12 protein-coding genes are annotated in these 14,664 nt (G+C 48.9%); 5 read left to right on the plus strand and 7 right to left on the minus strand.

Features of this window, described 5'->3' with window-relative positions; genetic code table 11:
- Window positions 1-6: 6 nt before the first annotated feature.
- From AAHB90_RS27765 to AAHB90_RS27775, 3 genes are all read left to right on the plus strand, one after another.
- Complete coding sequence (locus AAHB90_RS27765) at window positions 7-2,172, plus strand: ArnT family glycosyltransferase (protein WP_342088521.1); 2,166 nt, start codon at window positions 7-9, stop codon at window positions 2,170-2,172.
- Window positions 2,173-2,194: 22 nt separating this feature from the next.
- On the plus strand, window positions 2,195-3,046 hold the full coding sequence (locus AAHB90_RS27770) for a DMT family transporter (protein ID WP_342088522.1): 852 nt from the start codon (window positions 2,195-2,197) through the stop codon (window positions 3,044-3,046).
- A 107-nt stretch (window positions 3,047-3,153) separates the two neighbouring features.
- On the plus strand, window positions 3,154-3,345 hold the full coding sequence (locus AAHB90_RS27775; RefSeq protein WP_188935108.1) for a cold-shock protein: 192 nt from the start codon (window positions 3,154-3,156) through the stop codon (window positions 3,343-3,345).
- 74 nt (window positions 3,346-3,419) lie between these two features.
- Here AAHB90_RS27775 and AAHB90_RS27780 read toward each other — a convergent pair whose 3' ends face one another.
- The 6 genes from AAHB90_RS27780 to AAHB90_RS27805 all read right to left on the minus strand — a co-directional run bounded on the left by AAHB90_RS27780 (window position 3,420) and on the right by AAHB90_RS27805 (window position 10,986).
- Window positions 3,420-5,198, minus strand: a complete 1,779-nt coding sequence (locus tag AAHB90_RS27780) for an FtsX-like permease family protein (protein ID WP_342088523.1) — start codon at window positions 5,196-5,198, stop codon at window positions 3,420-3,422.
- A gap of 27 nt (window positions 5,199-5,225) precedes the next feature.
- Window positions 5,226-5,855, minus strand: coding sequence for an ABC transporter permease (locus AAHB90_RS27785; RefSeq protein ID WP_342088524.1), 630 nt, complete (start codon window positions 5,853-5,855; stop codon window positions 5,226-5,228).
- 140 nt (window positions 5,856-5,995) lie between these two features.
- On the minus strand, window positions 5,996-7,711 hold the full coding sequence (locus AAHB90_RS27790; protein ID WP_342088525.1) for a GMC family oxidoreductase: 1,716 nt from the start codon (window positions 7,709-7,711) through the stop codon (window positions 5,996-5,998).
- A 14-nt stretch (window positions 7,712-7,725) separates the two neighbouring features.
- Window positions 7,726-8,334: a gluconate 2-dehydrogenase subunit 3 family protein gene (locus AAHB90_RS27795; protein WP_342088526.1), complete on the minus strand. Its 609-nt coding sequence runs from the start codon at window positions 8,332-8,334 to the stop codon at window positions 7,726-7,728.
- Between the two features lie 145 nt (window positions 8,335-8,479).
- On the minus strand, window positions 8,480-10,324 hold the full coding sequence (locus AAHB90_RS27800) for a cytochrome-c peroxidase (protein ID WP_342088527.1): 1,845 nt from the start codon (window positions 10,322-10,324) through the stop codon (window positions 8,480-8,482).
- A gap of 254 nt (window positions 10,325-10,578) precedes the next feature.
- Window positions 10,579-10,986 (minus strand): EthD family reductase, encoded by a 408-nt coding sequence (locus AAHB90_RS27805; protein WP_342088528.1) that lies wholly within the window; start codon window positions 10,984-10,986, stop codon window positions 10,579-10,581.
- A gap of 123 nt (window positions 10,987-11,109) precedes the next feature.
- Here AAHB90_RS27805 and AAHB90_RS27810 point away from each other — a divergent pair, with 123 nt between their 5' ends.
- Together AAHB90_RS27810 and AAHB90_RS27815 are read left to right on the plus strand one after the other, a co-directional pair.
- Complete coding sequence (locus AAHB90_RS27810) at window positions 11,110-11,976, plus strand: LysR family transcriptional regulator (protein ID WP_342088530.1); 867 nt, start codon at window positions 11,110-11,112, stop codon at window positions 11,974-11,976.
- Window positions 11,977-12,048: 72 nt separating this feature from the next.
- Window positions 12,049-13,017, plus strand: a complete 969-nt coding sequence (locus AAHB90_RS27815; RefSeq protein ID WP_342088531.1) for a zinc-binding alcohol dehydrogenase family protein — start codon at window positions 12,049-12,051, stop codon at window positions 13,015-13,017.
- 123 nt (window positions 13,018-13,140) lie between these two features.
- Here AAHB90_RS27815 and AAHB90_RS27820 read toward each other — a convergent pair whose 3' ends face one another.
- Window positions 13,141-14,331, minus strand: a complete 1,191-nt coding sequence (locus tag AAHB90_RS27820) for a hypothetical protein (protein WP_342088532.1) — start codon at window positions 14,329-14,331, stop codon at window positions 13,141-13,143.
- Window positions 14,332-14,664: the final 333 nt, after the last annotated feature.

A 14,664-nucleotide genomic window follows, 5' to 3' on the forward strand; every position in this document is an offset into this window, starting at 1 on the left:
CCGTATATGGGTATCTGTTTACTCCCGATTTCGTTTGCCTGTATTTTCGCGATCTTCTTCCTGCGCTCCTCCGAAGCCGGGGTTTATACCAACCTGCGACGGTCATTCCTGTTGTCGCTGATCGCCAATGCAGGCATCGTATTCATTTACAACGAAATAGCCTCTCTTTTCAACATTATTAATACAACATCCGCACTGGTTTTCTGGCTAACGGAAGCTCTTGGGGTGTCGGGATTGGTTTACTATCTGAATCGTTCGGGGAAAATTGATCTGAGGAAACTCGCCATACTGAAAGACGCCTTCCGCCTGACCGGGTTGGGAACGACGCATAAAATAGTAATCGCCTTCATAACGCTGCTATACATGCCCCCGCTGTTGTTTTTGGCCATATATGCCGCGCCGAACAACTTTGATACGCACATGTACCATTTAAACCGGATCCTGATCTGGATTTACAATGGTAACCTGGACCACTTCCCTACCATGCATTTGCAGCAGTTATATCTCAATGTATTTGCAGAATACCTTGTGCTTGATACCGTGCTGCTGTCCGGCTCCGATCAGTTCTCGGGCCTGATCCAATTCAGCGCCTTCATCGGCTCGATCTGCGGGATCGGATTGATAGCCAAAAAATTCGGGCTGGGCAGGGAAGGACAATTACTAGCGTCGATCTGCTTCCTGACATTGCCGATAGCGATTTTTGAAAGTACCAGCACACAAGTCGACCTTTGCGGATGCTTTTTCTTCATCGCATTCGTGTATTTCGGTTTTGAATTACTTGAAAAAAAATCGGCACTGGCGCTTGTGGCGATGATGCAGTCGCTGGCATTCGGTGGCTTTTCAAAATATACGATCCTGATCTTTGCCATACCATTTGCCATCTATTTCGGTGTCCGCATCCTGGTACGGTTCCGTTTCGCTTACGCCATGAAAGTGCTTGCAGTGGCATTGGCGTTGCTCACCATCACATTTTCGCCTTTCTTTTACCGTAACTACTCGCTTTTCGGGCATGTAATGAGCCCGCTAAGGGATACGCGATTTGCTTCGGAAGAGCTCCCGGCCAAGAAGCATTCAGTGGTTTTTACACTTTCCAGTGTTGTCAAAAATGCCGGACTGAACATCGGTCTGCCCAACACGAGCTTCAACCGTATGCTGGACGACAAGATCCGGTCGTTTCACGAATCCATCGGCGTCGATATCGATGATCCTGATCTCAGCGTGGACCCATTTTCGGTCAAATACTCGGTTCATGAGGATATGATTCCAAATACATTACACTTCTGGCTGATCGTAGGTGCCGGCATTATGCTCTTGTTCCTGCCTTTAAACCGCGATGTGAAATGGTTCTGGACGTGCTCGGCACTTGGTTTTCTGCTGTTTTGTACATTAATGAAGTTCCAGCTCTGGAGCACGCGCACGCAGATGCCCCTGTTTGCGATGGGCGCGATCATGATCGCCTGCGTGTATTCACTTAAATTTCGCTGGAAAACCGTTTACCTGATCGTTCCATTGCTGCTCTCCTCCCTGCCGTTCGTTTACGGCAACCCGAGCAAGGAGCTTGTTTCCATCAGTTTCGTGACCCGAAAAGCGTTGGGCCATATTCCCGTTGCGATTTGTGAAAGCAGCGCGGAGGCAGGGAAAATCTACGAAAAATACCTGAGCGACTACTACGAATTTCCCGGCAAAGACAACTGCCATCCATTGAAAAGATGGCCGGACTATGCCGAAAGGACCAAAGTATTTTCGTTGCTTGAAAAAGCGGGTTATTACGATCTTGACCGCAACTCCAATATTATTTCCATGAACCGCAACAGGGCCTATTTCCTGAGCAACCCCGACAACTACCTCAGCTTTAAAGAGCTACTGCCGCACATCCCGACCGACCGGAACGTGGGCGTGATGTTTCGCAGGAATGTGGGTTATTACCATTTCTGGAGTGCGACGGACAATAATGTGCAACGCCCCGGCCAGATGGACTATATCCGTTATATGAAGGAACTTTCGCCGTTGAAAAACGCCCAGAAAAAATTCTGCTACGAATACATCCTTTCCGATGACCCGACGCTAATAGACTCGTTTATTCCGCGGGGCAACATCGCCCGTATTTATTCGAGTGAGCTGCTGCATTTGGTTGAACTCAAAAAAACCAGCTGCGAGAAATACCCGTTCTGAAATCCTGACCTGATTGAACACCATGGCCCACCCAATTCAGCCGCTGCCAATACGGGTAATATTGCAAGTGGTGCTGGCTATGAGTGCTTTTGCGGCCAACTCGCTGCTGTGCCGGGTGGCGCTCACTCAAACTACCACCGACCCGGCGAGTTTCACCATCATCCGCATCCTGGCCGGAGCGGGCACGCTAGGTCTGATTGTATTACTGCGTAAACGTGGGCCCGGCAATAACGGCAGCTGGCAAGGCGCTCTCAGCCTTCTGGTTTACGCCGCCGCATTCTCATTCGCCTATGTGGAGTTGCCCACCGGGACCGGTGCATTGCTCTTGTTCGGTTCGGTACAAGCGACCATGGTCATTACCGGTCTATACCAGGGGGAATATTTACGCATCATCCAGTGGGTTGGCCTGGTAACCGCATTTAGTGGGCTGGTGGTTCTGGTAGCTCCTGGAATCCACGCACCTGCCCCACACAGAGCGGCGCTAATGGCCATTGCCGGAATAGCCTGGGGTTCTTACTCACTGCTTGGAAGGAAACAAAGCGACCCGCTTAAAGCAACGGCTGGTAATTTTCTGAAAGCGGCCCCGTTTTCATTGCTATTGCTTCCTTTTGCCGACTCCATCGATTCGGCAGGCGCCACATTTGCGATCCTCTCCGGGAGTATCAGTTCCGGTGTAGGATATGCTATCTGGTACAGCATTCTCCCTTCGCTCAAAGCCGCTCAGGCAGCGTCGGTGCAGCTAACCGTCCCCATCATCGCCGCTTCGGCAGCTATTTTTATTTTGGGCGAGAGCCTTACCTGGAACCTCGTTATTGCTTCTTTTGCCATTTTGGGAGGTATTGCACTGGTTATTTTTGGAAAAAATCGCCTCTAAGCGATTATATTTACCCATACCAGGGTGAAAATGAAGGGATTTCATTCATGCAAATTTTTACTATCAAAAATTTGCTTTACCTTTGCATTAATCTATAAAAGAAAATTATGAACAAAGGAACAGTTAAGTTTTTCAATGAGACCAAAGGTTTTGGTTTCATCGCTCCAGAACACGGTGGAGCTGACATTTTTGTACACGTGTCGGGATTGAAAGACGATGTCCGTGAAAATGACAGCGTATCTTACGAAGTTGAAGAAGGCAGAAAAGGGTTGAACGCGGTGAACGTGACCATTATCTGATCAGATATAAACGAAAAGTGAGCAAAATCCTCCTGAACAGGGAGGATTTTTTGTTTTTACACAAAATACAAGAACTACTCGCTCCGCAGACTTTTCACAGGATTCGCCAGCGCCGCCCTGACACTTTGAAAGCTTACCGTAGCCAGGGCGATGGCAACAGCTAAAACGCCCGACAAGGCAAAGACCCACCACTCGATATCGATCCGATAAGCGAAGTCCTGCAACCACCGGTCCATAGCATACCACGCGATAGGCGACGCTACCAGGATGGAAATCAGGACTGGTTTCAGAAAATCTCTGGCCAGCAAAGTGGTAATACCCGCTACGGAAGCACCCATCACTTTACGTACACCGATCTCTTTGGTCCGTTGTTCAGCCGCAAACACGCTAAGCCCGAAAAGGCCCAGGCAGGCAATCAGAACAGCCACTATGGCAAAAACGGTGAATAATTGCCCGATACGCCGTTCGGTACGGTATAGCGCATCGAATTCATCACTTAAAAAGCTGTATTCAAATGGCTTGCCTGGGGCGGTTTTCTTCCAGGTCGCCTCTATCGATTTCAGGGTAGCGGCCATGTCGGCCGATCTCAACCGAAACGAGACAGCGTCCAGAGACATTTTTTCAACACTACCTCCCAGCGTCTTTGCATTAATCACCAGCGCTACAGGCTCAATGGCCGTCCGCAGCGATTCATAATGAAAGTCCTGCACCACCCCGATGATCGTCAACTGCTCCCCGCCGGTCTTGTGAATCGTTTTCCCGATAGGCTGAGTATAGCCCAGACGTTTGGCGGCTATCTCGTTAATAATTACGGCAGTACTGTCGGCAACCCGGGCTTGCATAAAATTGCGACCCTGCTCCAGTTTTAGTTCGAGCGTCGGGATGTAGTCCGGGTCCACCTTCCACTCCTGCATATTGACCGATTGCTTCTGATCAGTTGTCCCGGCAGGATACCACATATCGTTCCAACGATTGGACGCGACAGGCAGAAAGCCACTCACCGCACCCATTTTAACCCCCGAGTTCCTTAGTACCTCCTGCTTAAAGGTAGTTATATCAGATTCCGTGGTTTCATTCGTCCTGACAACAACTACCTGATCTTTTGTAAAACCTACTTTTTTCGTTTGTATGTAGTGGAGCTGCTGATGGATAAGTACCGTGCCGATGATCAGCAGGATGGATAGCGCGAATTGAAATATGACTAAAAATCCCCGGAGGTTATAGCGCCCCGGCACAAGCCAGGACTTGCTTTTTAACACTTCAATAGGCTGGAAGGCAGATAAATAGAAGGCCGGATACAGCCCTGCCAATGCGCCTGTAAGAACAACTCCCAGAACGAAGCAGCCAACAGACCAGGCATTCACAACCTGACTAACAGACAAGGACTTGGCGGCCAGCCTGTTGAAATCCGGAAGCAGCAGGTATACCAGCCCGATCCCTGCTATTGACGCAAGAATTGTAAACAGCAGGGACTCCGCCAGAAACTGACCGATGAGATCCGCCCGGGTAGAGCCCATTACTTTTCGTACGCCCACTTCCCGGGCCCGTTTGGCCGAGCGTGCTGTCGACAGATTGATAAAATTGAAAACGGCGATCAGCAGAATAAAGAAAGCAATGCTCAGGAAGAGGTAAATGTACTCGACGCTGTTGTTTGGAAGCAACTCTCCCTCCCGGTCGGAATGGAGGTGAATGTCCAGCAGCGGCATCAGCGAATAACTGAAATTGTTGCCTGCTTTGCGTGTTTCTGCCAGCGTCGTTTGAAAAAAACGCCGCAGCGCCGGATCCATATAGGTTTGAAGTACTTGCTCGAATTTGGCTTCCACCGATTTGGGATCGGTTCCGGGCCTCAGCAACAGGTAGGTGTTAAAAACATGGTTGCCTCATTTATTCACCTTAGCTTCCGCGGTTTCATGCAACGGCAGCAGAAAATCAGCCTGGAAGTGTGACTGAGCGGGAATATCAGCGATAACAGCGGTCACGCGCCTGACCTGGTCGGTATCGAAAGTGAGCGTCCTGTTGAGTGCATCGGAAGCACCAAAATACTTTTGCGCCATCCGCTGTGTGATCACCACGGAATTGGGTTCGGCTAATGCTTTTTTGCGATTTCCCGCTATCACCGGCAGGGTAAATACATCGAAAACAGTCGAGTCAGCATAGAGCACGCGTTGCTCCCGAATAGCAATCTTGCCGCTTTTTACCAAATGGCTCCCATATTTCCCCAAACGGGTCGTTTGCTCTATTTCCGGAAAATCCCGTTTCAGCGTTTGCCCCATCGGAGTGGGCGCGACAGCCACTTTGCTTTCTTTCAGTGAATACGTAATATCGCCGTTAATGCGGTAAATACGGTCGGCTTTCCGATTAAAGCAATCGTAGCGCAGCTCATCCATCACATAGAGAATACTGAGCAAGCTGACAGCAAGCCCAAGCGCGAGGCCAAAAATGGTAATGGCCGAATAAACCTTACTTTGGGTCAGGTTCCGGTAAGCGATTTTGATATATTTCTGATACATGGTTGAGTCGGTGGTACAAATACCCGGCCAACTCCAATAATAGGCCAGAACGCATCTAAAACGGCTATTTTATTTATTCAACCGATTATCCTCTGTCCATTTACGGACAAGCCCAATGCATAAGCGGACAAGCCAAAGCCTCACAAATTCTGCCGCTTCAACTCTGAGACGGCATAGTCAGCAGCCCTCGCGGTCATAGCCATGTACGTAATGGACGGGTTCACGCACGAGGACGATACCATCGCTGCGCCGTCGGTGACGAACACATTTTTACAGTCGTGAATTTGGTTAAATTTGTTCAACACCGAAGTTTTCGGGTCTTTTCCCATACGCGCCGTGCCCATGTCGTGGATGCCCAGGCCCGGATGCGTGTCCTGCCGGTTGAATCCGGTCACGTCTTTAAAACCTGCGGCTTCCAGCATTTCCACGGCCGAGGCCATCATGTCTTTTCGCATGGCCAGTTCATTTTCACCGAAGGCGGCGTCGAAAACGATCATGGGAATGCCCCATTTGTCTTTCTTTTCCTTGTCCAGAAACATGCGGTTGGAGGGATCGGGCAGGATTTCTCCGAAACCGCCAAAACCCATTGTCCAGGTCCCGGGGCGCGACATATCTTCCTTGAAACCGGCGCCGAAACCATTCGTTGTGATGCCCCGTTTCCAGTCTGATTTACTCGCACCACCCTGGTATCCGTACCCGCGCAGAAAATCCTTTTTGTCGGTCCCCCAGTTTCTGAAACGCGGTATGTACAATGCATTCGGCCTTTGACCGAAAATATAGTCGTTTTCAAAACCTTGGACTGTCGCATTTGCGCCCACACCGAGATGATGGTCCATAATATTCCTGCCGACCTGATCGCTGTCATTACCCAACCCAGTAGGAAAGCGGTTCGACTTCGAGTTCAGTAAAAGTGCTGCCGAATTCATCGAACCGGCATTGAGGAATACGATTTTTGCAAAAAACTCTTCGACGGCCATGGAGTGCTGATTAATCACCCGAACGCCTTTGGCCTTCTTCGTTTTTTCATCGTAAATAATCTCACTGGCGATGGTATCGTGCAGAACGGTCAGCTTATTGGTCTTCCTCGCTGCCGGTATAGAGCCCGAAAGTGAACTGTAATAGCCGCCATACGGGCACCCGCGGGCGCATTTGCTGCGGTACTGGCACGATGCGCGGCCCAGATCCGTATGCCAGGGCTGCGGCTTGGTGAGGTTAGCGACACGCCCGATCGTAACGGGCCGGTTCAGCTTTTTCATCATTGTCTCCCTGAAATAAAGCTCGGGAGCGCTCATAGGCATCGCCGGCAGATAATGGCCGTCAGGTAAAACTTCCCAGCCTTCCGCCTGACCGCTGATACCGACAAATTTTTCGACATGCGTGTACCACGGTTCGAGGTCTTCGTACCGGATCGGCCAGTCTATTGCAATGCCTTCTTTGGCATTCGCCTCGAAATCCTGTTTGTTCATCCGGTACGACTGCCGCCCCCAATGCATGGACTTCCCACCCGTGTGGTATGCCCTGATCCAGTCGAAAGGACGTTTTTCTATGTAAGGATTCTCTTTATCATCGGTAAAAAACGGACTGGTTTCTTCATTGGCCAACGTTCCGAAGCGGCTGTTTGCCCAGTATTCCTCCGCCGAATGGATCGAAACTTTTCCCCTGTGCTTAAATTCCCAGGGGCCTTTCATGGCCGTGTCGTAATCTTCGATGTGCTTTACTTCCCGCCCGCGCTCGATCATGAGCACCTGCAAGCCTTTTTCAGTGAGTTCTTTCGCCGCCATACCGCCCGTCATGCCCGAGCCGACCACGATCGCGTCGAAAGTATGTGTTTTATCTGCTTTTAAATTCAAGTTCATGGTGAAGTTGGCGGCTAGTAGGCGAAAGATTTCTGGTTAGGCTTCATTTTGATCATTTCCAGCTTTCCCGGAATGGGGACGTATTCAAAGGACGATTTGATTCCTTCCTCGGAGGTAAAGTACCCCAGCATGGTGAGCTCCTTCATCAGGCGCCAATAAGGCAGTCCTTTTGCCTGTGCCGCCATTTGTTCCCGGTCTTCGTTGTCACCCATTTTGGTCTGTTGCACCTGATATGCCTTCATCTCTTCGGCAGAATCGGTCTCGACCTGCTTCAAAACGGTTGTTTTCTGTTCAGCATTCAGGCTCAGGAACTGCTTCTTTTCCAGCTTGTTCAGCCCTTCAACAAAACTTTTATGCTCCGGGGTTTTGTAACAATCCTGCAACATCATCACAATGAAAGCCGGAACGCCCACATCATTCGCGCCAGGTGTGGTTGTCACGGGAATGATCATTTCCGCGACTTCTGCGACGATCAGTTTTTGATTTTCGGTCAGTATGAACTCTGTCGTAAAACTTTCCGGGAGCACGCGGTCTTCCCACCGCTTCATTGCCAGCAAAGTCGGAGCGGAAAACGCTCCTCCAAGCAGGGCGGCAGCGCGGGTAATGGCAGTTCTTCTGTTCATTGTTGCATTTGGGCTAGCATGACGAGATGATTGAACATAGCTTATAAAGCCCCGGGCGCCTGATGTTTACCCAAAGTCAGCGGTTCACCAATTTTTGAGGACAGTGGCAAAGATTTAAATCTTGCTTTAAAAATGGATGCATTTCCTAGAATTTACCTCCGATTACCCGCTCGTTGAGCCTGGCGTACCTGCCTTTGATTTCCGGCAGACGCGCCGGCCTCGCGCTTGTGCCCGAAGTGTCGGTGAGCGCGTGCACGAAAGAAATAAGCGCCTTCTTTTCTGCGGCGTCCAGATTCAAGGAGTCGGGTAGAATCGACAGGAATATACCCCGGAATCCAAATTTATTACCTGCTCCGTGATTATAGAAGTCAACCACCTGGTCGAGCGACCGATAAATCCCATTATGCATATATGGCGCGGTGAGCGCCGCATTTCTGACGGTCGGAACCTTAAATGAAGCTTTAAACAACGGGTTCCTGCTGGAATGCTGCAACCCTATATCAGCGTCGATCTCGTACTTGCTCATCGTGTCTTTCACGGGCACACCCAGACTCCGATGATCGGAAATGGAGAAATAGGGCGGCAGACTGCCGTTGAACAGCGGCGCATAATGGCAGCTTCCACACCGGCCTTTACCCATGAATACATTAAAACCCTTTATTTCCTGCGTGGTCAAGGTTGCTTTTTCACCTCTCATATATTTGTCGAACCGCGAATTGAGACCAACCAATGTGCGCTCATAGGACGCAATGGCGCTCTTAATCTGTTTTCTGGAAATCCCCTGTTTGACGGTTTCAGGGAATGCCTTATTGAATAGCTTGATATACTCGTCGCTGGCGGTAATACGCTCCGTCACGATTTCGAATGAGGTTCCATGCATTTCATTGGGGTTCATAATCACGGAATCTGCTTGATCTTCCAGGGAATTGGCGCGTGAATCCCAGAATTGCACCGGCTGGAAAACGGAATTGATTACCGTAGGCGCATTACGGGGAAGCTGGTCGAGCGTAAAACTTATACTTTTTCCCAAACCATCTGTAAATGCCATTTCAGGTTTGTGGCAGGATGCGCAGGAACGTTCGTTGTTGTCGGAAAGGATCGGATCGAAGAACAGGAGTTTGCCCAATCCGGCACGTTCCCTGAAAAGTGTAGGGCTGCTATCGGGCATGAAGAAGGACAAATTGAAAATGTCTGCTTCGAACAACCCGTTGGCTTCGGGCTTGAGTGCTGCGAAACGGGGCTCCGTTGGAATATTCAAAGCTTTTCTCACCGCGGCAAGGTGTCGGCACAGCGGATTGAGATACCGGGTAAGCATTTCCATCCGGTCGAATGTGTCAAAATCCGTATTGACAACCATATACTTTTCAGTTTCGTCCAGCAAACGGCTAACCTCGGTTTTCAGCTTTTGAGAAGAAGCGGGAAGCTCGGCCAGATATATCCTCATGATTTTACTCCAAACCTCTATTTCAGCCTGCACACAGGGCAAATTGACGGGATTGAGCTGAAAATCACCATTGCCCAGCCCCACGCTGCTGATATTGAACAGTTGCAGTTTCATGGCTTCCATGATCTGGCTGTCTGTTATTCGCAGAATGCCTTCCGAATAATGTGTTTCGGCCATCGTCGCACGGAAATTGCTAGCGGCGCGGGTGATAAACATCTTTTCAAAGTCGCGGCCTGCCTTGCTGGATTTCGCGACGACCGAGTCCGTATCGATGCCCAAAGGCCCGGCGATGAGGAAATTGTCCGGTAACGGTGGCCCGGCGGGCTGCTTGGTCGACTGGATCGGCTGCCACATGGTAGCGTATGCCTTTTCAGGATGAAAATAGAGGAAGAAGAGCTCCACGCGCTTGAACTGGCGGGCCAGGTCGGTGTAAACGCGGATTCTGGCGGCGTAATTGCTATCCAAAAAGTAGCTGGGGTACGCAACGAGCATGGAGTCCAGCCGATGCATTTCTTTCAGATAAATATCCCCCACCTGTCGGGCCATGCCCGTGTTTGTACTGCTATGGGGGCGAAAAACAGCAGCGGAAAACAAAATGACTACGCCGAGGCATAGTGCCGAAAAAGATTTGCTTGTCATACTGAACGAGGAGAAAGGGTGCGTAACTGAGGTGTGAGCAGATTACTGAATTTACCCTAAAAGCCCGACACAAGCAAATCGTTTGAGTTAGTGGTAAGCTGCCAGGCTGCAACCCCGATATTCACGAAGGTAGCAGCCTGGAATACTTGATAATGTGAAAGTTACTTCACCACTTCGCCTACCAAAATAATGGGAGTGATATTGGTATAATTTGAAAAATCGGCGCGAATAGCGTCCCTGTTCGGCGCGATGGCCGCCTGATATTCGCTCAGGTTTTTTACATAGAATGTGCCGATCGCCATGAAAGGCAGTGGCTGGTTTGGAATGCCGCTGGCAAGCCCTTTCTCGATGGTGTATTTAACGAGGTTCGATCCTAAAAACTTTGCAACCATAGGCATGTGCGTGCTTTCATAGTACTGCATGTTGAAGGTTTTACCCTCGGCATAAGGGTACATGACGGACACTTTTGTCAAGCCTTTGTCGGCAACAGACGAACCTTGATTTTCCTGACCAAACACAGCAAAGCAAGACGTTAAAAGGATGAACGATACAAAAAGTCTTAATTTCATGGTTACTTCATTTAGGGATATAAAATGTTCATTTTGAGTTATTTGAGCAAATATTAAAATATTACCTATATTCGCAAAACGTTATTTTTCGATGAGATCAATCGAAAAAACCGATTTAGAAATATGGAACTGAGACAGCTCAAATATTTTCTGAAAGCCAAAGAGTTACTGAATTTCACGGAAGCCGCTACGGCTTTGAACATCAGTCAGAGTACTCTATCGCAGCAGATCAAGCAGTTGGAAGACGAGTTGGACGTTCCGCTCTTCAATCGCATTGGGAAAAGAATCACGCTTACCGAAGCTGGAAACCTGTTCAGTGAATATGCTTTGCAGAGTATCAGCAGAGCGAATGAAGGACTGCTGCTTTTAAAAGATCTGAAAAATTTAAATACCGGGAAAATTACGATTGGTGTAATCTATTCCATGCGAATTCTTTTCGCTAAAATCTTAATACAGTTTGCAAGTCAATACCCGAACATCAAGATCAAAATTGTATTCGGTACCACCAAAGACCTGCTCGAAAGGCTCAATCTGCATCATTTCGACTTCATCCTGACATTTCACGAAGAAATCAAAGAGCCACATTTGAAGTATCAGACGCTTTTAAAAGCTAATATGGTGCTGGTGACGGCCAAAAATTCTACGCTGGCGCAAAAGGCCAATATATCGCTTCAAGAAGTGGCAGGGTTGCCGTTGGCTTTGCCTTTCAGCGGCAACAATAGCATACAGTTTTTTGACGAGTCGTTCAGCCAGAAAAACCTCGTCCCGAATGTTTGCATGGAAATCAACGACATCCCCACCCTATTTGAAATTGTAAAAACAGGCCATTGGCACACCATACTCAGCGAAACCAGCGTCAACGACCCCGATGTGGTGGGAATCCCTATCGACGGAAAAAACATGAGGCGAACTATTATGATCATTTCCCTCAGAGAAGCCTACGAAAAGAAAGCCGTGACAAAGTTTTATGAGATGCTGGCGGGGATTTGACGATGCAGAGCTGCCGAAAGCAAAAGATGAGACCGTAAATTGCTTATCAAAGTCAGGAAAGAAACGTAACATATGAAAGCAGCCGTCATTCACCGACCAGGCCCTGCGAGCCAATTCATCCTGGAAGACCGACCTTTGCCAGTCCCGCAGGAAGGGCAGGTATTAGTAAAAATAAAGGCATTTGGACTCAACCGCTCGGAGCTCATGACGCGGAAAGGCTTTTCACCAAATGTGAAATTTCCCCGTATCCTGGGGATTGAATGTGTTGGAGAAGTGGAATTGGACCCATCCGGAGAAATGCAGAAAGGTCGGCAAGTGCTGGCATTAATGGGTGGAATGGGCCGCGATTTCGATGGTAGTTATGCCGAATTTGCTGTTTTACCCAGACATTTGCTGCGCCCATTTAAGAGTAATCTTTTGTGGCAGGCGTTGGGTGCGATTCCGGAAATGTTCCAAACGGCGCAGGGTTCCCTGCATTTGGCACTTGATATTCGGGAGGGAGAAACCCTGCTTATCCGCGGCGGGACTTCATCGGTAGGCATGCTCGCGATTCAAATGGCACGTCGCGCAGGACTGACCGTCATTGCTACCACACGAAACCCCGCCAAAGCGCAAACGTTGTTGGATAACGGTGCCTCGCATGTGCTGATCGACGATGGTCATCTGAAAGAAAAAATACGCGAAATCTTCCCAAATGGAGTCGATAAAGCATTGGAGCTGGTCGGGGCAACGACGTTGAAAGATTCGCTGGAATGCCTCAGGCCAGGCGGCACGGGTTGCATGACAGGCATGCTTTCGGAAACCTGGACGGTTCCAGATTTTGCACCGATGGAATTTATCCCGGCAACGGTCCGGCTGACGGTCTATGATAGCGGGCAGATTACAAGCCCTGCATCTGATTTTCAGGAGTTCATTGATTCCATTGAAGCCGGTAAAATCTCACTTCCCATCAGCAAAACATTCCATTTGGAGGAGATTGTAGAAGCCCATGAATTTATGGAAAGCAACCAGGGAGCCGGGAAAATTGTTGTTTTAACTTAAACAGAAAAGTAGTCGAAACGAATGGTCTAATTCCATTTCAGGGTTTAAATCAGACAGACGCAAGAGGCCGTCTCAAATGTGAAATGAGACGGCCTCCCTAATTATTTCCTGGATTCAAATGCTCTATTGCAAAACGATCGTCGGCAATTGTGCCTCAAAAAGGGCGGTAAATTGTTGAGCGGTCAGGATCTGTCCTTGTTTTTGAGCGCTGTTGGCAACGCTGTAACCAAATTCAGCAGCAGCCATTCTTTGCGTTGGTGTTCCGTGGTGACCATCGCTCGTAAATGAGCAATCGCCGATATTAAAAAACACCTGCATAAACAATTTCACCCTTTTCCATTGCATGGAAGCCCCCCTCGAATGTGCCAAATAATATGCGGCGTAAGCATCAGCCATCAATTCGGTTCTACGCGTAGCTTCGGGACTTTCCTGATCGCCGAACAAATCCAGTTCAAATTGAATATGGTGACCGAATTCGTGGGCGAGTATTGCCTGAGGGGCCACATCGCCAAAGCCGGTTGCCGTGAATGCTGCCAAAATTCCATCACCCATGATAATCTTATCAGGAATGTTGGCGAATGGTGGATAATCAAAGCCCTGCAAGGCAAATGCATTGAATGTAAAAATAGGGTGATCACCTTTTCTGTATTGCGGAATCACGTTGGTCAGTTCCACCACAATGTCGGCAAGCTGGGCAGCAGTCGCCGCGTCGACATCGAATGCGGCTACGTAAGTCCGGATGATTTTATCGCGGTTAAGCAACATGTTACCATGCATGGCTGCGAGTATAATGTCATCAGACGGAATGTTCCAAAATCGTTTGAGATCCTTAAATGTTTTAGTAAGCGTTTGGGTGTACTCACCCTTAATGCCGAAATACTGGTTGGCAGAGCTATTTTCAAAGACAAATGCGTCATAGGTTGGCAGGTCGAGCATTGCAAAGTCGAGCACATAACCAATGATTTCGTTGTTCCAGTCAGCTAGTTGCTGATCCAGCCATTGCGTTACGGCCGTGTTGTCGTTGCAAGGAGTCTCCACTAAGTTCAACGCCTTGAGTATCAGATTCCGGTATTCCGGGTGCATTTTCAATACCAGCTCAGCGCTCTGACGCTGATTTTTTTGGCCGCCAACAGGCAATGATGCCCGCACCTTGTCCAACTTCGCCTTCAATTCGGCGGAAAGTCGCGCTGCGTTCCGGGTATTTTGCAATTCTGTGGGGCTTACTGTGCTTTGCTTTTCAATGTCTTTTTGGCAACTTGTGATCAGTACCAGTGAAAGGGCGACGGCCGCCATTAAACGTTTGAAGTGTTTCATAGATAGTTCGTTGTTTAGAATGGTCAATGAGCGAAGATAGAAATTTGCACTCAATACTTGCGTTTTTTGCTGATATCCAGTACCATTACCATCGAAATGTCAGATTCCAGGCCCGCGGGCTTTCCGATCCCATCTCAATTTCCCCAGATAGATAAATATCATCCCAACACCAACATTACCGACCCCCGTAAATTACATTCTCCGGCCTGTAAATTATCCGGAAACTTCCCGACGAAATCATATAAATTGCCTTTTTTAACCAAACACCTCTCCGCATGACACATACTATCTCCCCTCCCCAGGATCCACGAAGGCCGTAATCTAAAGCGCTTC

This window comes from Dyadobacter sp. OTU695 (assembly GCF_038440355.1).
In the GTDB taxonomy this organism is placed as follows: domain Bacteria; phylum Bacteroidota; class Bacteroidia; order Cytophagales; family Spirosomataceae; genus Dyadobacter.